Genomic DNA, 19,539 nt, shown 5'->3' on the forward strand with positions numbered 1-19,539 from the left:
GATGGTAGTGTGGGGTTTCCCCATGTGAGAGTAGGTCATCGTCAAGATTAAATTCCGAAACCCCAATTGCGAAAGCAATTGGGGTTTTGTTTTTGTAGAAGTTCCCGATTTTGCTGGCACGTTCGGCTATTGAGCCAACGGTCCGGCCACAGAATTTCTTGACGACCATAGAGCATTGGAACCACCTGATCCCATCCCGAACTCAGCAGTGAAACGATGCATCGCCGATGGTAGTGTGGGGTTTCCCCATGTGAGAGTAGGTCATCGTCAAGATTGAATTCCGAAACCCCTGTCTGCTGACGCAGACAGGGGTTTTGTTTTTGTACGTCTGAAAGCCTTGAGGCTTACATCCGAGCCAGGTCTCCAGGTCACCTAGCAGGTGAGCTGAATCCCCCTCCAGCCCCCAACCTATGCTCCACAGCATCAGAACAGAGCGAAGCACCTCCGCTCTGTCCCTCACCTCACCGCTGACGCATCTTGCTGCTTCTGCGGGCCAGCCATTTACGCCACCAGATGTAGATCCCGGTGACGGACAACATCGCAATCACCAATCCCAACACCGCAATAAGTACCTGCCCGGTAAAGCCGATGATCCGGCCACCATGGATCGGCAGTTGCAGCCGATAAAAACGTTCGCCCAAGGTGCCTTGCCCGGCGATCTCCTGCCCCAGCAGGCGTCCATCGGTGCCATGAAAGAACAACCACGACTTACCGTGGGCCTCGGTATCGTGCTGACCGAAACCGGCGCCATAGAAGTTGTATTCGAAGCTGTAATACAGCTCGCCGATCGCTGCTGTCAGGCCCAGCCGTTTGCCTTCTTCCTGGGTCCGTTCATAAGCCTGCTGATAGGTGAGCCGGGTAATCCCCAACTGGTCGCTGGGCATGCGCCCACGAGCTTCATAGACGCTCGGCTCGATCGATGAGAGTAAGGAAACCACCGGCTTGAACACCTGGCTCGGCAGGTTCATCGCCACGCTGCTGATCGCTATCGGCAGCAGCAGTAACCACAGCCATAACCCGCCCGCCCGATGCAGATCCATGTTGAGACGATAGGCGTGCCCGCCCTTGATCTTCCAGGCGGTCGACCACTTCTTCCAGAACGGCCGGCCACGGGGCAGGGTGAGGAACAAGGCGATGAAGCAATCGACGACCCAGAAGATCGCCACCAGCCCCATCAACACCAGCCCCCAGTTACCCGGCAGCGTCAGGTTGTAGTGGAACTCGAGAATGAAGGGGATGAGATTCTCCCGCTGAAAACAGCAGGCACCCCAGAACCGCTTGCCGGTCTGCTCGCCACTGACCGGGTCCAGATAGAACACCTGGTTGGGGTCGTCGAACGGTTTGCCCGTGGCCGGATCGTTACGGGGCACCGCCGCGAGCAGCGCGGTATGTCCGGGCTCGTTGGGGTACTCCATGTACCAGACCTGCAGGCGCGGATGCTGCGTCTGCACACGGTCGACCAGGCTTCCAGGCGGCAGTGCCTGACCCTCGGCGGGGGCCTCGTAGAACCCCGGGTTGAGCCACTCGTCCAGCTCGTGATTGAAGGCCAGAAGGCTGCCGGTCAGCCCCGCCAGCAGCAGAAACACCGCGGTGGCCAGGCCGATATAACGATGCAGTAGAACCAGAATTGCGCGCATGGAATTTTCCCGTAGAGACGACAAAGCCAGCGCATGCGCTGGCTTCGGGGGAATGACAAATGATTAGAACTGGTAGCTGACCGTGGCCGCGACGTTTCGCTCCTCGCCCATATAGCAGAAGCTCAGGCTGGCACAGGAGGCGATGTAGGATTCGTTGGTCAGGTTGTTGGCATTGAGCCGGACATCCACGCCCTTCAGGCCGACCTTGCCCAGGTCATAGCCGACGGAGGCATCGAACAGGGTGTAGGACGGCACCTTCATGGTGTTCTCCGCATCCGCCCAGCTGTAGCCGACGTACCGCACGCCACCACCCAGGCGCAGGCCGTCGAGCGAGCCGCTGTCGAACTTGTAGTCGGCCCAGAGCGAAGCCATGTGCCGCGGCGCCTGGGTCGGCGAGTTGCCCTTGTTCTCGATGATGTCGGTGGCGGTGCTCAAGGTGCTGATCATCGACTTCGAGTACTCGATATCGGTGAAGGTGTAGCTGCCGAGCAGCTTGAGGTTGTCGTTCAACTGCAGGTGCACTTCCAGTTCCAGGCCCTGGGAGCGTACGGCGCCGACCGCGCGATAGAAGTTTTCCTGGGGCAGCTTGGTGGCCAGGTTTTCCTGGTCGATGCGGAACAGCGACGCGGTGTACAGGTCATCCGTGCCCGGTGGCTGGTACTTCAGGCCCAGTTCCCATTGGGTGCCATCGGTAGGCGCCAGCGGGTTGCCGGCGCTGTCCGCGTAGGAGTTGGGGTTGAAGGATTCGGAATAGCTGATGTAAGGCGCCAACCCGTTATCGAACAGGTACAGCGCCCCGGCGCGGCCCGTCAGCTTGGTGCGCTTGTCATTGATCTCGGTGCCCACCGGGCGCGAGGCTTCGGCCAGGCGGTTCTCGTCCGAGGTTTCCACCCAGTCCTGGCGCAGGCCCAGGGAGAAGCGCCACTGGTCCATCTCGATCAGGTCTTGCAGATAGACGCCGGTCTGCTCGAGGCGACGCAGATAGCTGACCGGGTCGTAGTAACTGATGGCCGAGTTGCCATAGACCGGATCGAACGCATTGATCGGTGCCACCGAGCCGCTGGTCCAGTCCACCACCGTCTTGCGCCGCTGGTAATCCGCGCCCATCAGCACCGTGTGCTTGGTCGCGCCGGTGAGAAATTCGGCCTGCAGCATGTTGTCGACGATGAACGCATGCAGCTTCTCGTCGCCGCCGGTGTAGTAGCGGTTCAGCTCGTTGCTGGTCGGTGTGGTCCAGCCGTAGCCGTAGACCTGGTCCAGCTTCACCTTGGAGTCCAGATAGCGGAAGTTCTGCCGCGCGGTGAAGACATCGTTGAAGCGATGTTCGAACTGATAGCCGAACGACTGCTGATCGCGCTTGTAGCGATCGATGCCCGGTTCGCCTTCGAAGAAGTTCTCGGAAATCCGCCGGCCGTTGCGCGGGTGCAACGCGCCGTCGGCCGGCATGCCGCTGTGGTAGCCGCCGTCCGGATCGTGTTGCAGGTACGCCTGCAGGGTCAGCGAGGTGTCATCGGTGAAGTCGATGCTCAGGGTCGGTGCCAGGGCGTAGCGTTTTTCCTTGTTGTGGTCGAACTGGGTATCGGAGCGGTCCGCCAGCCCGGTCAGGCGATAGGCGATGCGCTTGTCGTCGTCCACCGGGCCGCTGAAGTCGAAGCCCATGCCGCGCTGGCCCTGGGTGCCGACCGTGGCCTGGATCTGATGGTAGGGCTCGAACAGCGGCTTCTTGCTGGTCAGCGCCACCAGGCCGCCCGGGGAGCTGCGGCCGTAAAGCACCGACGAAGGCCCCTTGAGGATGTCAACCCGCTCCAGGAAGTACGGATCGACCTGCATGGTGCTGTAGGTACCGCTGTCGCCCATGGACTTGAGGCCGTCGAGGTAGATGTTGTCCACCGAGCCGTCATTGAAGCCGCGCATGGCCACGTAGTCGTACCTGTGGGTCGCGCCGTAGGGGTTGGTCAGCACGCCGGGGGTGTAGCGCATGGCCTGGGACACGGTTTGCGAACCCTGGTCGTCCATTTGTTCGCGGGTCACCACCGACACGCTTTGCGAGGTTTCCAGCAGCGCGGTACTGGTCTTGGTGGCGATCTGGCTGTGGGTGGCGTTGTAGCCTTCCATGCTGCCCAAGGCATTGCCCAGGGCGAAACCCTTGATATCGGTGGTCGGCAACGCCAGGGCGCCGGTCTCGGGCAAGGCCCGCAGCACATAGCTGCTGCCGTCCTGGCTCAGCGCTTCCAGGCCGGAGCCGTTGAGCAGTTGGCCCAGGGCCTGGTCGGTGGAGTACTCGCCCTTCAGGCCGGCGGACTGGCGCCCCTGGAGCTGCGCCGGGGTCATCGACAGGGTGATGCCGGCCTCGCGGGCGAAGCGGTTGAGTACGTCGCTCAGGGCGCCACCGGGAATGTTGTAGCTGTGGCTGAGGCTGGCCGCGCCCGTCTCGGCCGCCTGTGCCAGGCAAGGCAAGGCGGCGACGCCCAGCGCCGAGGAAAGCAGGGCCACGCGCACGGCATGGCGCAGGCCGAGGATGGGCCGTGCAGAAGAGGAGTGGTGGAAGTGCACAATCATGGAAGGGTTCCGTTGAGTCGCTGAAGGCAGATGGAAGTGCTTACTGTCTAAGCCGGACTCACGGGAAAAAGCCGCCAAAAAAATTTCAACGGGTTGAAGCGTCTCAGGCCAGACGTTCCAAGGTGACCCACCAGCGGGTGCGATAACGCAGGCGCACGGGCAGGGTTTGCGGGAGGATCGCCAACAGTTTGTCGGTGTCCTCCAGGCGGAACACGCCGGACAGGCGCAGGTCGCCGATCTCGTCGGCACAGCCCAGGTAACCGTGGCGATAACGTCCTACCTCGTGGATGAAGTCCGCCAGCCGCATGTTGCGGGTGACGATCAGGCCATCGGCCCAGGCGCCCACGTCCATGTCCAGCGGCGGCACCGGCACCGCCTGGGATGCACTGACCCGGTAGCTTTGCCCGGCCTGTACCCGGGCCGAGGTGCCATCGGCGGTGTGCGGCGAATGAATGGCGACGCTGCCGGCGGTGACACTCAGGCGCGTGCAGTCGCCTTCCATGCGCACCACGAAACTGGCGTCGACCCCTTCGAACAGACCATGGCGGGTCCGTACCAGCAGCGGCCTGGAAGGGCTCGCCTGCGAGTCCGGGCTGCAGGTCAGCATGATTTCCCCACGGCTGAGCCGGATCAGCCGCTGCCGGGCATTGAAGTCCATGTCGGCGGCGCTGTCGGTGTTGAGCTCTAGGCGCGAGCCGTCCGGCAACTGGAAGCCGCGGCGTTCGCCGGTGGCGGTGGCGAAGTCGGCGTTCCATTGCTGCCAGGCCAGTTGCTCCTTGCCCAGCCACGCGGCGGAGCCCACCAGCATGACGCCGCCGAGCAGCTTCAGGGCCTGGCGTCGGCCGAGGCGCTGGGCGCTGTTTTCCAGGGTATCGAAGGCCACCTGGGCACCGGGCACGGCCCGCAGGTTGCTGTGCAATTCCTGCTGCAGCGATTGCACCCGTTGCCAGGCCAGCTCGTGCTCGTGATGGGCCGCGCGCCAGGTATCGCATTGCTGCAGCAGCCGGGGGTTACCGGCATTGTTGCGCAGGCGCAGCATCCAGTTGATGGCCTGCTTGACCACCAGGTGCCTGGGGTCCACGGGCCGGCGCAGATTGATCGAGGGGTTATCCACAGCGCTCACGCCTCATAGCGCAGCAGGTAGCAGTGGAACAGCGCGTCGGCCACGTAACGCTCCACCGAACGCAGGGACAGCCCCATCTGTTCGGCGATCTGCTTGTGGGTCAGGCCTTCGCACTGGGCCAGCAGGAACGCTTTGCGCACTTTCGGCTTCAGGCCTTCGAGCATGCGCGCGATGCTTTCCAGCAGCTCCAGCACCAGGGCGCGGGCTTCCTCGCTGGGGGCTTGGGCTTGCGGCAGATGGGCGATGGTTTCCAGGTAGGCGCGTTCGATTTCCTCGCGGCGCCAGTGGTCGATCACCAGGCCGCGGGCGATGGTCCGCAGGAAGGCGCGCGGGGCCTTGAGTTCCAGGCGTTCGGTGCGCTGCAACAGGCGCACGAAGGTGTCCTGCGCCAGGTCGGCGGCATCGGCGGCGTTGCCCAGCCGGCTGCGCAACCATGTGTTGAGCCAGCCATGGTGATGGCTGTAAAGCGCCTGTACCGCGAACTCAGGTGATGACATGGATGCGACTGCCCGGGTGTCACAAATGATAATTAGTCGCATTGTCATCAAGGGGTTGGGATTTTGCAACAGCCGCAGGGCGACCGGCTACGGAAAAGTCTGACGCGACCGCTCTAGCCTGCCGTTCAGCGGTTTTTTGCAGATAACAGGTACATTTCTGACAAATCGCTAAGATTTATCCGTCTCGTGCCGACAGACAGTGAGACCCATGCGTGCACCAAAGTAGAGCGGTCGTAGAACGCCGCCTGCGTTGTTACATGGAAAGTTGCATCCCGTACGCATCCCCACTTTCGGCATAAGAAGTCCCATGACATGAATCTCAAGTTCAGCCATAAAATCCTTTTGGCCGCCTCCGGTGTAGTGGTTCTGGCATTCGCGTTGTTCACTTTGTACAACGACTATCTGCAGCGAAACACCATTCGCCAGAACCTCGAATCGTCCATCGAGCAGGCGGGTGACCTCACTTCCAGCAGCGTCCAGAACTGGATGAGCGGACGCATCCTGGTGCTCGAGAACCTCTCGCAGAACGTCGCCCACCAGGGCGCCAACGCTGACTTCCCGGGGCTGGTGGACCAGCCGGCGTTCACCACGAACTTCCAGTTCACCTACGTGGGCCAGGTCAACGGTGTGTTCACCCAGCGACCTGACGCGAAGATGCCGGACGGCTACGACCCGCGTCAGCGTCCCTGGTACAAGCAGGCCGTGGCGGCCGACAAGACCATGCTGACCCCGCCCTACATGGCGGCCGTTGGCGGGCTGGTGGTGACCATCGCCATGCCGGTGAAAAAGGACGGCCAGTTGCTGGGCGTGGTGGGGGGCGATCTGAGCCTGGAAACCCTGGTGAAGATCATCAACTCGGTGGACTTCGGCGGCCTGGGCCATGCCTTCCTGGTCAGCGCGGACGGGCAGGTGATCGTCAGCCCGGACAAGGACCAGGTGATGAAGAACCTCAAGGATGTCTACCCGGGCGCCAACGTGCATATCCAGAAAGGCACCCAGGAAGTGCTGCTCAACGGCCAGGAACGCATCCTGTCGTTCACCCCGGTGACCGGCCTGCCGAATGCCGAGTGGTACATCGGCCTGTCCATCGACCGTGACAAGGCGTTCGCCCCGCTGAGCAAGTTCCGCACCTCGGCGCTGCTGGCGATGTTCATCGCCGTGGCCGCGATTGCCGTGCTGCTGAGCCTGCTGATCCAGGTGCTGATGCGTCCGCTGACCACCATGGGCCGCGCAATGCAGGACATTGCCCAGGGCGAGGGCGACCTGACCCGCCGCCTGGTGGTGGAGAGCAAGGACGAGTTCGGCGTACTGGGCGGCTCGTTCAACCAGTTCGTGGAACGTATCCATGCGTCGATTTCCGAAGTGTCCTCGGCCACCCGCCAGGTGCATGATCTGTCCCAGCGCGTGATGGCCTCGTCCAACGCGTCGATCATCGGTTCCGACGAGCAAAGCGCGCGCACCAACAGCGTGGCCGCGGCGATCAACCAGCTGGGCGCCGCCACCCAGGAAATCGCCCGCAACGCCGCCGATGCCTCGCAGCATGCCAGCGGCGCCAGCGAGCAGGCCGACGATGGTCGCCAGGTGGTGGAACAAACCATCCTGGCCATGACCGAGCTGTCGCAGAAGATCAGCCTGTCCTGCACCCAGATCGAAACCCTGAACGCCAGCACCGACAACATCGGCCACATCCTCGATGTGATCAAAGGCATCTCCCAGCAGACCAACCTGCTGGCGCTCAACGCGGCCATCGAAGCAGCGCGCGCCGGTGAAGCCGGTCGCGGTTTCGCGGTGGTGGCCGACGAGGTCCGCAACCTGGCCCATCGCACCCAGGAATCGGCCGAGGAGATCCACAAGATGATCACCTCGCTGCAGATCGGCTCCCGCGAAGCGGTATCGACCATGAACGCCAGCCAGGCGTCCAGCGAAGAGAGCGTCGAAGTGGCCAACCAGGCCGGCGCGCGGCTGGTCAGCGTGACCCAGCGCATCACCGAGATCGACGGCATGAACCAGTCGGTGGCCGCCGCCACCGAAGAGCAGACCGCCGTGGTGGAAACCCTCAACGTCGACATCAGCCAGATCAACCTGCTGAACCAGCAGGGCGTGGCCAACCTCAACGAAACCCTGAAGGATTGCGATGCCCTGTCGCTGCAGGCCAACCGCCTGAAGCAACTGGTGGACAGCTTCAAGATCTGACCCGCACTGCCCTGAAAAACGCGATGAGGCCGGTATGGCTCATCGCGTTTTTTACCTGTCCGACCAGCCCATCGGCACCCCTTGCCGTACTTCGGACCGCCTCCCTCTCCACCGGTCTCCGAACCCCTGTAGCCGCTGCCGCAGGCTGCGAAAAGGCCGCAGGCCTTCAGCGATCTCAAGCCCTTGCGCCGCCTTCGGCGTCGATCGCAGCCTGCGGCAGCGGCTACAGGGGCATTTTCAGCGTTACTCGAACATCCTTTGCACATTGCCCATTGCCTCATCGGCAAACCCTTGCAGGAACCCCTGGAAGGCCGCCACCTCGGCACCGCCTTCGGCCGGGTCGGCGACGATGCGCCAGGTGGCGCGCGCCCGTTCGCCGGGCAGGGCTTCGACGCTCATGGCCGCCCACAGGTTGCCGATGCCCAGGGTGTCGTAGATCAGGCTCCAGGTCATGTACCGCGCCTGATCGTCCCGTGAGTTGAGTTGCTCGATCACGATGTTGCCGTCGTGGAAGAACTTCTTGCGCACCGAGCGCACGCCCTCGCCGGTCATTTCGATGTGCGACAACGCGGGAATGAAGGCCGGGAAGCCGGCGAAGTTGCCGACGATGTTCCAGACGCTTCGGGCATCGGCGCCGATGTCCACGGTGGACAGGACCTGGCAGGCGTTCGGGTTCTTGATCAGGGTGTCGGGTTGCAGGTTTTTCATGGTGTTCTCCAGCGTGGGTGGGTTCAGATAAAACGGATGTCTTTCAGGTATTGGCAGCCCTTGCGCAGCAGCGCCGGGTCCTTGGGCGGGTAGTCGGCGCCCATGCGCCGCACCCCGGCCTCGGCGTTGGCGTGGCCGATCAGCGAGATGTCGCCGATGTCTTCCTCGAAACCGTTGAGGTAGAAGCCGAGGACGCCGAACAGCGCGTTGTCGCGGTCGACCCGGCCCAGCTGGCGCTGCCAGTCGGCGACGCTGACCATGCGGAACTCGCGCCCGGCCTCGCGGAACGAGGCGACATAGGCCTCCCAGCTCAAGGGCTGCGGGTTGTGCAGGTTGAACACCGCGTGGGCCGGCTGATAACGGTTGGCGTGGAAGGCGATGAAGCGGGCGAGGAAGTCCACCGGCATCAGGTCGAAGTTCATCGCCAGCTGCGGCACCTGGCCCAGTTGCAGCGAGCCCTTGAGCATCAGCATCAGGCGGTTGCGGTGGGGCTGGCAGACCCCGGTCTGGCTGTTGAAACTGATGTTGCCCGGGCGATAGAGATTGACCCACACCCCCTGTTCGCGGGCCCGTTGCAGGATCCGCTCGCCGACCCACTTGGACAGGTTGTAGCCGTTGCGGATGTAGATCGGCGGGGTGGCCGCGGGCGGCTGTTCGAGCACCCGGCCCTGGGCGTCGACGCTGCTGGAGGCGGACAGGGTCGAGACGAAGTTGAAGACCTTCTTGCTGCGCCCTTCGCACAGGCGCAGGCACTCGAACAGCGGCTCGACGTTGTCGCGCGCCAGCGCCGGGTAATCGAGCACGTGATTGACGTTGGCGGCGTTGTGCACCAGCGCGCCGTATTCGCGGTCGATGCGTTCGTACACATCCGCCGCCAGCCCCAGCCGTGGCTGGCTGATGTCGGCGGCATGCACCCGCACCCGGCTCAGGTCCAGATGCTCCAGGCGGTTGTCGCGCAGGGCCTGGGCAAAACGCGCGGCGGCCGATTGCGTGGGCGTTTCCCGCACCAGGCAGGCCACCTCGCTGGCGCCCCATTCCAGCAGCGCCTGGACGATGTGCACGCCGAGGAAACTGTTGGCGCCGGTGACCAGCACCTTGTGCACATCGCCCAGTTGGCTGGTGGGCAGCACTTGCAGGTCGAGTTCGGCGTTGGCATCGGCGAACACCTGATCGAGGGACGCGTCCGGGCCGTCGTGGGCGGCGCCGTCGATCAGGGTCGCCAGGTTGCTCAGGGTCGGCGCCTCGATAAAGCGGTTGATCGACAGGCCGCGGCCGAACTGTTCGCGCATCGCCAGCAGCAGGCGCGACAGCAAAATCGAGTGGCCGCCGAGGTTGAAGAAGCTGTCGTCGGTGCCGATGTCTTCGGCCGGCAGCTCCAGCAGCTCGGCCCACAACTCCAGCAGGCGCCGTTCAGTGGCGTTCTGTGGCAGGCGTCGCTGGCGGTTGCTGCCGGATGTACGCGGCAGGGCCAGCAGGGCGCGGCGGTCGACCTTGCCGTTGGCGGTGCAGGGCATGCTCGGCAGCTCGATGTAGGCGCTGGGCTGCATGTAGTCCGGCAAGCGCTGGCGCACCTGCTCGCGCAGGGTTTGCAGCGCAGCGCCGGCGGCGTTCGGCTGGGCCAGGTAGGCGAGGATCCGCCGCTGTTCGTCGATCACCACCGCCACCTGGCGGAACAGCTGGCCGTCGCGCAGGCAATGCTCGATCTCCTCGGGTTCGACCCGGAACCCGCGGATCTTCACCTGGTTGTCCCGTCGCCCGCAGATCTCGATGCCACTCTCGGTCCACTGGCCGATGTCCCCGGTGCGATAGACCCGCAGCCGGCGCCCGTCCGGCAGGTCAAGGGTCAGGTAGCGTTCGGCGCTCAGCGCCGGGTTGTTCAGGTAGCCGAGGCCGACACCCGGCCCGGCCAGGTACAGCTCGCCGGGGGTACGGTCGGGCAGCGGTTGCAGTTGTTCGTCGAGGATCAGCACCTGGCTGTTGGCGATCGGCAGGCCGAGGTTGCGCGGGTTGTCGTCGACGCGCAGGCGGCGGGTGGTGGCCAGCACCGTGGTTTCGGTCGGGCCGTAGATGTTGTGCAGCGCGCACTGGTCGGCCAGGCGCTGGATGACGAAGGGTTCGCAGACGTCGCCGCCGGTCACCAGATGCCGCAGGCCCAGCGGCTGCTCCAGGGGCAGGATGCTCAGCAGCGCCGGCGGCAGGAAGGCGTGGCTGACCCGCTGGCGCTGGAGCAGGGCCAGCAGTTGCCGCGGGTCGCGCCGCTGGTCCTGGTCGGGGACCACCAGCAGCGCGCCACAGAGGAAGGTGGGCAGGATATCCAGCAGCGAGGCGTCGAAGTTGATGGTGGAGAACTGCAGCACCCGGCTGTCTGGATCCAGCTCGACATGGCCGCTGTACCAGGCGCAGAAGTGGCTGAGATTGCCCTGGCTGAGCAACACACCCTTGGGGTGGCCAGTGGTGCCCGAGGTGTAGATCGCCACGCAGGGCGCCTCTGGCGGCGGTGCCTGGCGCAGCAGCGGGAGGCAGTCCTCGGCGGCGTCATGCAACAGGGGGCGTACATCGAGTTGCGCCATCTCGAGGTCGGCCAGGTCTTCGCAGCCGTCGTGCAGCAGCAGGGCGGCGCCGGCGTTGTCGAGAATGTAGCGCCGCCGTTGCACCGGGTGCTCCGGGTCCAGCGGCAAGTACACCGCGCCACAGCCGAAGGTCGCGAGAATCGCGGCATAGAGCACCGCCGACTTGGGCAGGCACAGGCCGATCACCGGTGGTCGGTCAGAGGCGGGAGGCAGGTGTCGCAGCATCTGCCGCTGCAAGTTGCGGCTCAGCCGATGCAGGGTCTGGTAGCTGTAGTCGACGCCCTGGATGTTCAAGGCCGGACGCTGGGCGAAGGCCAGCAGGCTCTGGTCGAGGCGCTGGGCGATCGGCACCTGCATCTCGCGCAGCAAGGTCGGTGCCGGCTGTGGATTGTGCCGGTGCTCGAAGGCCAGCGAGTCCAGGTGTTCCAGGCCCAGCAGCGGTTCGCTGGGTTCGTCCAGGGCCGCGAGCTGCTGGAAAAACGCCGCGCCGCGGGAAAAACCACTGATCAGCCGCGTGGTGCTGGCGACCAGCCTGGCCACCGCGCTGCCGCGCAGGGCCTGGCCATTGCCGCTGGCCTCCGGCGGCAGGCTCGCCTGCTCGATCAGCCGGGTGCCGTGGTGGTGGAACAGGCGTACCTGCGGCAGCCCGGGCGCCGCTTGGGCGATCAGGGCGATGCGCAACTCCAGGCGCGTGGTGTCCGCCGCGAGGGGTGGTGAATCCCTCAGGCTGCCGTCGTCGATCAACAGATGGGGCCGCAGCCCCTCGGCGTTGGCGATGGCTTGCGGCGAGTCCAGCCGCCGCACCAGATGGCCGTGGCGCTCCAGCTCCATGGCCAGTTCGTTCAGGGCCTGGCTGCGGCCCGTCAACACGATGTCGAGGCGTCTCATGCTCGGGTCCCTCCGTTAGGGTAGGTAGTCGGCCAGTGCGTCCTGGACGCAGGCCGAATCCAGCATCGAACTGTTGCGCAAGAAGCGCAGGATGTTGGCGATCAGCGGGTGATGGCGGTTGATCGGGTAGGCCAGGGCGGCTGCCTCCTCGCGCAGCGCCTGCTTGATCGGGGCGACGACGGGCAGTTGCTCGATCAGCCGCAAGTCGAAGTCCTTCTGAATGTCGTTGGTCAGGTATTGCGTGATGAACAGCGGCAGCACCCGGGCGATCTCCGCGCGGTCGGCATCGCTGGCGCCGTGCCAATAGATGCGCACCAGCCGCGACCAGAAACCCGAATGCCGGCCTTCGTCCTGCAGGTGGTCGGCCATCAGGCCCTTGATCGACTGCTTGACTGTGTCGTCCTTGGCGAAGGCGGCGACATCGTTGGTCACGGTGTTTTCGGCGATGGCCACGCAGACCAGTTCCATTGCGTCGCGCAGGTGTGCGGGGGCCAGCCGCAGGGCGGCGGGGATGGCCCGGCTGAGTTCGATTTCCCGGGGCAGCTCGATGGGCTCGATGCCGCTCATGGCGATGGTCTGCTGCATGAAGTCCATCGCCACCAGCGCGTGGTAGTCCTCGTCCACTACCACGGTCATGGCGTCGTAGCGACAGGCGAAGGGGAAGGCAATGGCGAAGCGATTCTTGGCGATGTTGCGGGCGGTCTTGTCCACCAGCTCGGTCTCGAAGATCACCACGTCGTTGATGAACTTGTAGAGGCTTTGCACCAGCACGAAATCCCGCAGATGGGCGCAGTGGTCGAGGAAGCTCTGGCTGTGCACCAGGGGCTGGCGACTCAGGGGATAGATCAGCTTGTCGTCGTCCTCGAGCATGCGCCGCGGCCGGGTGCGGATGGTCGCGCGCTCTTCCCAGGTGTCGGCGAAGGATTGGTAGTCGAGGGCGTTCATGCGCTCACCCCGATTGCCGATTCGGCCATGCTCAGGCGCAGCCCGTCCCACAGGGCGATGCGGCTGTCCACCGCGGCGATGGCCGCCGCGTACACCTCCTGCTGGCGTTGCGGGTCGCCAGCCACCAGCCGCTGCAGCAGCTGTTCCGCGGCCGGGCCGTGGTCGTCGGAGTCGACTTCGATATGGCGTTGCAGGTAGTAGCGAAAGGTCGGCGCCTGCTCGATACCGATGCCCCAGTCGTCGAGGATGCGCTGGAACATCCGCGGGATGACGCTTTCCCGGCCATGGAGAAAGGCCGCCGCCACGCAATGGGCCGGCGCCTGCACGGCGGTGTGCACGGTCTGGCGGACAAAGGCGCTGGCAGCCGGGTCGGCGTCGACGCTGTGCAGGGCGGTGTCGAAACTCACGCCCTCCTGTTGCAGCGCGACGAAGCGTTCCACGACCCCGGTGGTGGCGCCGACTTCGCGCATGGCGTCCAGGTACAGCTCGAAATGGCTGTAATGGCCTTGCCCGGGGCGATCGTCGGACTCTTCGCCGAGCACGATCTCGTTGATCAGCCGCGCGGCGCGAGGGTCCCGCGGCGGTAGCCAGGGCAGGCGCACGCAGGTCAGTTCCTGTTGCAGGCGCTTGGTCAGCGACATGAAGTCCCACACGGCGAAAACATGGGCCTGCATGAAGCGTTGAAGAACCGCGAGTGTGTTGATTTCGGCAAAAATGGGATGGGCGCTGAGTGTGGCCTTGCGGGCGTCGAGAAGTTCTTTGCTGGCGTTCATTTAGGCTACCTGTCTGAGATGTTCAAATGTGTTTGATTGGCCGATTAGTTGCGGCTCGTATAGGCGTTTTAATCAGTAATTATTTATTGCGGGCGAACAGGGGCCTCAAACCTGAGTTGATAAACTGGAAAGTTTTATAGTGCTGGCCTGTCTATCCGTTAAAGAACCGTCGTCTTGGCGCTATGGGCTTGCGAGAGCCAATAAGGCCGAGGCTTTCCAGGTGCTCATGAACGGCTGCTCGACGTTGTTTAATGTCGGCGGAGAAAAAACTAATACAGGAAAAAGTGTCGGGCAAGTTGTTTTTATAATACTTTTCTAACTTGTATTTTTGTCGCGCGACAAGTTGCTGCAAAACTTCTGGTTGAAGTTTTGTTGAGATGAAGTTGCCCCTTCCGACTTATATAAGTCAGAATTTTTAACGCTGAGTGAATGCCTCACTCGAAGCAAACTTCGAAGCGCTGAGTTGAAGTCGTTGAATATCTGGGAGAAGGCATGCGGGAGCCGATCCCGGTCATGCCCTCCAGTCGCTGGGCTCCTTGCGTGGGTCTGCAGATCGACGTGTGCGGACAAGCCTGCGCGCCGCTCACGTCCCTTTTTCAGTCGGCGACAGCAAGAGTGGGCCCAAATCGACGGCTGAGCCATCGTCGGCGGGCCAGTGAGGGCAGGAGCGGGGGAGGAAGACGGCGGATTATTCGCCGAGCAGGCCCAGGTGGATATTGATGATCTGCAGCAGGCGCTGGCGCTGGGACTTGATGAAGAAGTGATTGCCGGCCACCTCGATCAGCTCGAACTCACGGTGGGTGAACTCGCGCCAGTTGGCCATGTTGCTGGCGGGGGCCAGCGGGTCCTCGCTGCCATAGAAGGCGGTGAGGGGAATGTCGAGGTTGCCGCTCGACAGATCGCGCCAGGATTCGAACAGCTTCAGGTCGGCGCGCAGCAGCGTTTCGTACTGGTTCCGGCTGGCCTGGTCGCGGGGGATTTCGATCGGTGTGGCGCCCAGCGACAGCATGGCTTCCTGGAAGGGCGCGGCGGGCAGCATGTGCAGCAACGGCCGGGGTGATGGGTAGTCGGGGCTGCGGCAGGCGGAAATGAACAGGTGGCGGGTCTGACCGGGGTAGTGCGCCTGGGCGTGCTTGGCGGTTTCGTAGGCCAGCATCCCGCCCAGGCCATGGCCGAACAGGGCGTGGGGCTTGGCCAGCAGAGGGCGCAGTGCAGAGAAGGTGTCGGCCAGCAGCCGCGGCCAGTCGTCGAGCGGGGTTTCGGCCTGGCGGCTGCCGTGGCCGGGCAGTCGCACCAGCACCAGCTCGATGTGTCCGCCCAGCCCGGTGGACCAGTTGCGCAGTTGTTCCGGGTCCGCGCCGGTCTGCGCAAAGCAGATGAGTCGGGTTTTCGCCGGCTCGCCGGAGTTGAGCACCATCAGCCATTTGTCATTGCGCGCGTGCACTGCTTTTCCTTAAGCCGGTGTGCCGGTCATTGAGTGTTGCATGGTGGCCGCGTCATGCCGCCGTTGTCGCTGTCAGCCCTCAGCGGTCCGTTCGAGGTAGTCGCGAATGGTCTTCGCGGCCTTTTCCAGATGGCCGCGCAGCACCTCCACCGCTCGCTCGACGTCCTTGGCCTCGGCGGCGTCGGTCATGGCGTTGTGGTCGTCCTGGGTCAACTTGCCCAGGCCCATGGAGGACAGATGGAAGCGCAGGAAGCGTTCTTCCTCGTTCAACTCGAGCTCGATCAGGCGCAGTAGCTTCTGGTTCGGCGCCCGGTGGTACAGCGACATGTGGAACAAGCGGTTGAGACGGCCGATTTCGGCGTGGTCGGTTTCGTTTTCCAGCTGCGCGATGTAGCCACGGGCCTGGGCGATATCCTCGGCGTCGAGCAGCGGGATCGACAGGCGCAGCGCCTCCAGTTCCAGCAGCAGGCGCAGGCCGTAGGTTTCCACCGCGTCATAGCCGATCAGTTCGGCGACCACCGCGCCTTTGTGCGGTACCACATGCAACAGCGATTGCGCTTCGAGCTGGCGCAAGGCCTCGCGCACCGGCATGCGGCTGACGCCGAAGAGGTCGGCCAGATCCTGCTGGCGCAGCGCCGTGCCGCTGGGCAGGCGGCCGTCGAGAATCGCCGCGCGCAGGGTTTCCTCGATCACCGAGCGCGCGAGGTGGGCGGGGATTGGCCCGCTGACTGCGATCTTGCTCAAGGGCCTCGGTTTTTCTGTCACGTTAACGCTATCCTGTTTTCTGAGGTTTGGATCCAATGGACGCTAGATAGCGCCCTGCAGCTTGTCAAACCAGCTGTCTGGGCCCTGTCGTGGATTTTGCCGGCGCTGATTCTCGGGGCAGCCCTCCTGAGGCTCAAGCACTGGCCGATAAACGAACAGGTCCCTGCTTTCAGCTTAGCGTCTCCAGAGGGGCTGTGATTGTAAGGTGCCATTGTCTTTTGGCGGACCAACCTGCACCATCCTTCGACCCACGACAGCTCCCATGGACTCTTCGCATTGGCGGCACGTTTAGCTCTTTCTCGGACCCTGCGCTGGCTGTTTTCGGCGCTGCTGCTGGCCGGCTTGCTGCTGGGTGGCCTGCAGGCCGATTGGGACTTTTCGCAGATCAGCCGCCGCGCCACGGCGCTGTACGGGCCGCTGGGCGAAGGGCAGAAGCGCATCGACGCCTGGCAGCAGTTGCTGGCGACCCAGAACCAGGCCAGCGAGATGGAACAGCTCAAGGTGGTCAACCTGTTCTTCAACAAGAACATGCGCTACGTGGAAGACATCGACCTGTGGCATCAGGTGGATTATTGGGAAACCCCGGTCGAGGCCCTGTGGAAGGGCGCCGGCGATTGCGAGGACTATGCGATCGCCAAATATTTCAGCCTGCGCCACCTCGGTGTTTCCAGTGACAAGCTGCGCATCACCTACGTCAAGGCCCTGCGCCAGAACCGCGCGCACATGGTGTTGACCTACTATTCAAGCCCGGAGGCCATGCCGTTGGTCCTCGACAGCCTGATCGACGCCATCCAGCCGGCCAGCCAGCGTACCGACCTGCTGCCGGTGTACGCCTTCAATGCCGAGGGCCTGTGGCTGCCCGGCAAGGGCAGCAAGAAAGTCGGTGACACCAAGCGCCTGTCCCGGTGGCAGGACGTGTTGAAGAAAATGCAGGCCGAAGGTTTTCCGGTCGAGACGACTCACTAGGAGCACGAGCTCAGATGTCTTTGTTCAAACAACTGTTGATCGCAATCTGTCTGTTCCTGGTGGTCGCCTTCAGCGGCAGCTTCATGGTCAGCCTGGAAAGTTCGCGCACCCAGTACGTCAACCAGCTGCGTTCCCATGCCCAGGACGCGGCCACGGCGCTGGCCTTGTCCCTGACCCCGAACATCGACGACCCGGCGATGGTCGAGCTGCTGGTCAGCTCGATTTTCGACAGCGGCTACTACTCGAGCATTCGCGTGATCAACCAGGTCACCGAAGAGGTCATGGTCGAGCGCAGCGGCACGCCCGAGGTCAGCGACGTACCGGACTGGTTCGTCAGGCTGATCGGCCTGGAGCCGGCCGGTGGCGACGCCCTGGTCAGCCGTGGCTGGCAACAGGCGGCGCGGGTCGAGGTGGTCAGCCATCCGATGTTCGCCGTCGCCAAGCTCTGGCAAAGCGCCCTGGGCAGCCTCGGCTGGCTGCTGCTGTGCGGTGCCGTGAGCGCGGTGCTGGGGGCCTTGCTGCTGCGCCGCCAGCTCAAGCCGCTGGACTACATGGTGCAGCAATCCCACGCCATTGCCCGCCGCGAATTCCTCAGCCTGCCCGAGTTGCCGCGCACGCCGGAACTGCGCCGCGTGGTGCAGGCGATGAACCAGATGGTCGAGAAACTCAAGGCGCTGTTCCAGGATCAGGCCGAGCGCAGCGAAAGGCTGCGGGTCGAGTCCTACCAGGACAACCTGACCGGCCTGGCCAACCGTCGTTACTTCGAGATGCAGCTCAATGCCCGGGTGAGCAACCCGGAACAGGCCAGCTCCGGCTACCTGCTGTTGCTGCGGGTCAAGGACCTGGCCGGCCTGAACCAGCGCCTGGGCGGGCAGCGCACCGACCAGCTGCTGCAGGCGGTGGGCGAACAATTGCAGCGTGAATGCGCGCGCTACCCGGAAACCCACAACCTGGTGACCCGCATCCGCGGTGGCGAATTTGCCGTGCTGGCGCCGGGGCTGGTGCGCGAAGAGGCGCTGCAGCTGGCGCAGAACCTGGAAAACGCCTTGGCCAGCCTGCACGCCACCGGCGCCACCGACGTGGCGTCCGTAGCCTCCATCGGCCTGGCGCCTTTCGTCCATGGCGACTCACCGCAGGCGGTGCTCGGCCTGGGCGACCAGGCCCTGGCCCAGGCCGAAGCCCAGGGCGATACGAGCTGGGCCTGCCTGGACCACGACGCGGCGGCCAGCGTCGGCGACGACCATCACGCCTGGCACACCCTGCTGGACGGGGCCTTGAGCCAGCAGCGGTTCGAGCTGTATTTCCAGCCGGTGGTCGCGACCCGCGATACCACGGTGGTGCTGCATTACAAGGTGCTGTCGCGCTTGCTCGACGAGCAGGGCCAGACCATTGCCGCCGGACGCTTCCTGCCGTGGCTGGAGCGCTTTGGCTGGACCTCGCGCCTGGACCTGCTGATGCTCGAACAGGTGCTCAAGCAGATGGCCGGGCATCAGGACTCGCTGGCATTGAACCTGTCGGCCGCGACCCTGGCCGACCCGCAGGCCTTGAACAAGGTGTTCGAGATCCTGCGCCAGCACTCCAGCCTGGGGCCGCGCCTGACCCTGGAGATCGGCGAAGAGCAGTTGCCTGAACAAGCGCTGCTGGAACAACTGACCCGCCGCCTGCGCGAGCTGGGTTTCTCCCTGAGCCTGCAGCGTTTCGGCGGGCGCTTCAGCATGATCGGCAACCTGGCGCGCCTGGGCCTGGCCTACCTGAAGATCGACGGCAGCTACATCCGCGACATCGACCAGGAAAGCGACAAGCGCCTGTTTATCGAAGCCATCCAGCGCGCCGCCCACAGCATCGACCTGCCGCTGATCGCCGAGCGCGTGGAAACCGAAGGGGAGTTGCAGGTGATTCGCGAGATGGGCCTGTACGGCGTCCAGGGCCGCCTGTTCGGCGAGCCCGCGCCCTGGCGCTGAGGCGCTGAACGAGGATCGCCGGCCAGCGGCGCCCGCGCAGGTGCGGGAACCGCTGGCCGGCGATTATCAGATCAGGCCGGTTTCGTCGTCGTTGATCAGGTGGCTCAGGCCACCCAGCGCCTCACGCGCCTGGGTCCGGTCCATCAGCTTGGCCTGGGCCGCCGGTGGCAGGTCGGTGACGCGAATCACGCCCTTGCTGGTCAGCACCTGAATCAAGTCGTCGAGTACCCGGATCATTTCCAGGTCGCTCTGCTTGAGTTGTTTCAGGCTGACTTCCACCACCTCGTTGGCGAACCACTGCTGGATCTCATTGTGGTCGGCCGCCAGTGTTTCCGTGGCCTCGGCGTAAGGTGTGGCCTCCACGCGAACCAGTTGGCCCTGTGCATCGCGTTGCACGTAGAACATGGGGAATCCCTCTAGATATGGTCCGGCATCATGCTGTCAGCAGCATAGGCCAACGGCGCGCTTTGGTCGCGAGTATGCGACGTGGCGGCACAATCGTCACGGTGG

General features: G+C 64.1%; 14 protein-coding genes, 1 rRNA gene and 1 pseudogene. 5 read left to right on the forward strand and 11 right to left on the reverse strand.

Annotated features, from left to right (window positions below; all coding sequences use genetic code 11):
- The first annotated feature begins 157 nt into the window (after window positions 1-157).
- Window positions 158-273, forward strand: a 5S ribosomal RNA gene (rrf, locus tag AC07Y9_RS27115).
- 188 nt (window positions 274-461) lie between these two features.
- On the opposite strand, the gene AC07Y9_RS27120 is transcribed toward rrf, so the two are convergent.
- The 4 genes from AC07Y9_RS27120 to AC07Y9_RS27135 form a co-directional block, all read right to left on the reverse strand.
- Window positions 462-1,637, reverse strand: a complete 1,176-nt coding sequence (locus AC07Y9_RS27120) for a PepSY-associated TM helix domain-containing protein (RefSeq protein WP_102680783.1) — start codon at window positions 1,635-1,637, stop codon at window positions 462-464.
- Between the two features lie 63 nt (window positions 1,638-1,700).
- Window positions 1,701-4,196, reverse strand: a complete 2,496-nt coding sequence (locus AC07Y9_RS27125) for a TonB-dependent siderophore receptor (protein ID WP_102680784.1) — start codon at window positions 4,194-4,196, stop codon at window positions 1,701-1,703.
- A 103-nt stretch (window positions 4,197-4,299) separates the two neighbouring features.
- Window positions 4,300-5,310: a FecR domain-containing protein gene (locus AC07Y9_RS27130; RefSeq protein WP_102680785.1), complete on the reverse strand. Its 1,011-nt coding sequence runs from the start codon at window positions 5,308-5,310 to the stop codon at window positions 4,300-4,302.
- A 5-nt stretch (window positions 5,311-5,315) separates the two neighbouring features.
- Window positions 5,316-5,816 carry a sigma-70 family RNA polymerase sigma factor gene (locus tag AC07Y9_RS27135; protein ID WP_009041561.1) on the reverse strand — a complete coding sequence of 167 codons (501 nt, stop codon included), beginning with the start codon at window positions 5,814-5,816 and terminating at the stop codon, window positions 5,316-5,318.
- Window positions 5,817-6,128: 312 nt separating this feature from the next.
- Between AC07Y9_RS27135 and AC07Y9_RS27140 the strand changes: the two are divergent.
- Both AC07Y9_RS27140 and AC07Y9_RS27145 read left to right on the forward strand, forming a co-directional pair.
- Window positions 6,129-7,154: pseudogene (locus AC07Y9_RS27140) on the forward strand (HAMP domain-containing protein); the annotation flags it as partial.
- Between the two features lie 69 nt (window positions 7,155-7,223).
- Window positions 7,224-8,009 (forward strand): methyl-accepting chemotaxis protein, encoded by a 786-nt coding sequence (locus tag AC07Y9_RS27145; protein ID WP_370686837.1) that lies wholly within the window; start codon window positions 7,224-7,226, stop codon window positions 8,007-8,009.
- Window positions 8,010-8,252: 243 nt separating this feature from the next.
- On the opposite strand, the gene AC07Y9_RS27150 is transcribed toward AC07Y9_RS27145, so the two are convergent.
- The 6 genes from AC07Y9_RS27150 to AC07Y9_RS27175 form a co-directional block, all read right to left on the reverse strand.
- Window positions 8,253-8,717 (reverse strand): SRPBCC family protein, encoded by a 465-nt coding sequence (locus AC07Y9_RS27150; RefSeq protein WP_007927311.1) that lies wholly within the window; start codon window positions 8,715-8,717, stop codon window positions 8,253-8,255.
- 23 nt (window positions 8,718-8,740) lie between these two features.
- Complete coding sequence (locus tag AC07Y9_RS27155) at window positions 8,741-12,175, reverse strand: non-ribosomal peptide synthetase (RefSeq protein WP_102680786.1); 3,435 nt, start codon at window positions 12,173-12,175, stop codon at window positions 8,741-8,743.
- Window positions 12,176-12,190: 15 nt separating this feature from the next.
- Entirely contained in the window at window positions 12,191-13,120 is a 930-nt protein-coding gene (locus AC07Y9_RS27160) for a diiron oxygenase (protein ID WP_102680787.1), read from the reverse strand.
- Entirely contained in the window at window positions 13,117-13,893 is a 777-nt protein-coding gene (locus tag AC07Y9_RS27165) for a DUF3050 domain-containing protein (protein ID WP_053259165.1), read from the reverse strand. Before AC07Y9_RS27165 ends, AC07Y9_RS27160 begins: the two co-directional genes overlap by 4 nt.
- A gap of 688 nt (window positions 13,894-14,581) precedes the next feature.
- Window positions 14,582-15,337, reverse strand: a complete 756-nt coding sequence (locus AC07Y9_RS27170; RefSeq protein WP_102680788.1) for a thioesterase II family protein — start codon at window positions 15,335-15,337, stop codon at window positions 14,582-14,584.
- Window positions 15,338-15,409: 72 nt separating this feature from the next.
- Window positions 15,410-16,102, reverse strand: a complete 693-nt coding sequence (locus AC07Y9_RS27175; protein WP_007927320.1) for a GntR family transcriptional regulator — start codon at window positions 16,100-16,102, stop codon at window positions 15,410-15,412.
- A 276-nt stretch (window positions 16,103-16,378) separates the two neighbouring features.
- Between AC07Y9_RS27175 and lapG the strand changes: the two genes are divergently transcribed.
- Together lapG and lapD are read left to right on the forward strand one after the other, a co-directional pair.
- Window positions 16,379-17,068 carry a cysteine protease LapG gene (gene lapG, locus AC07Y9_RS27180; protein WP_007927321.1) on the forward strand — a complete coding sequence of 230 codons (690 nt, stop codon included), beginning with the start codon at window positions 16,379-16,381 and terminating at the stop codon, window positions 17,066-17,068.
- 14 nt (window positions 17,069-17,082) lie between these two features.
- Window positions 17,083-19,029, forward strand: coding sequence for a cyclic di-GMP receptor LapD (lapD, locus tag AC07Y9_RS27185; RefSeq protein ID WP_102680789.1), 1,947 nt, complete (start codon window positions 17,083-17,085; stop codon window positions 19,027-19,029).
- Between the two features lie 66 nt (window positions 19,030-19,095).
- Here the strand turns inward: lapD and AC07Y9_RS27190 are convergent, their stop codons facing one another.
- Window positions 19,096-19,434, reverse strand: coding sequence for a hypothetical protein (locus tag AC07Y9_RS27190; RefSeq protein WP_007927325.1), 339 nt, complete (start codon window positions 19,432-19,434; stop codon window positions 19,096-19,098).
- Between the last annotated feature and the right edge of the window lie 105 nt (window positions 19,435-19,539).

This window comes from Pseudomonas sp. GW456-L12 (assembly GCF_059424045.1).

What these genes read in the sequence shown, in the direction of transcription:
- AC07Y9_RS27120 (WP_102680783.1), bottom strand. Translation starts at nt 1,637, where the DNA reads ATGCGCGCAATTCTGGTTCTACTGCATCGTTATATCGGCCTGGCCACC.
- AC07Y9_RS27125 (WP_102680784.1), bottom strand. Translation starts at nt 4,196, where the DNA reads ATGATTGTGCACTTCCACCACTCCTCTTCTGCACGGCCCATCCTCGGC.
- AC07Y9_RS27135 (WP_009041561.1), bottom strand. Translation starts at nt 5,816, where the DNA reads ATGTCATCACCTGAGTTCGCGGTACAGGCGCTTTACAGCCATCACCAT.
- AC07Y9_RS27145 (WP_370686837.1), top strand. Translation starts at nt 7,224, where the DNA reads ATGGCCTCGTCCAACGCGTCGATCATCGGTTCCGACGAGCAAAGCGCG.
- AC07Y9_RS27150 (WP_007927311.1), bottom strand. Translation starts at nt 8,717, where the DNA reads ATGAAAAACCTGCAACCCGACACCCTGATCAAGAACCCGAACGCCTGC.
- AC07Y9_RS27155 (WP_102680786.1), bottom strand. Translation starts at nt 12,175, where the DNA reads ATGAGACGCCTCGACATCGTGTTGACGGGCCGCAGCCAGGCCCTGAAC.
- AC07Y9_RS27160 (WP_102680787.1), bottom strand. Translation starts at nt 13,120, where the DNA reads ATGAACGCCCTCGACTACCAATCCTTCGCCGACACCTGGGAAGAGCGC.
- AC07Y9_RS27165 (WP_053259165.1), bottom strand. Translation starts at nt 13,893, where the DNA reads ATGAACGCCAGCAAAGAACTTCTCGACGCCCGCAAGGCCACACTCAGC.
- lapD (WP_102680789.1), top strand. Translation starts at nt 17,083, where the DNA reads ATGTCTTTGTTCAAACAACTGTTGATCGCAATCTGTCTGTTCCTGGTG.
- AC07Y9_RS27190 (WP_007927325.1), bottom strand. Translation starts at nt 19,434, where the DNA reads ATGTTCTACGTGCAACGCGATGCACAGGGCCAACTGGTTCGCGTGGAG.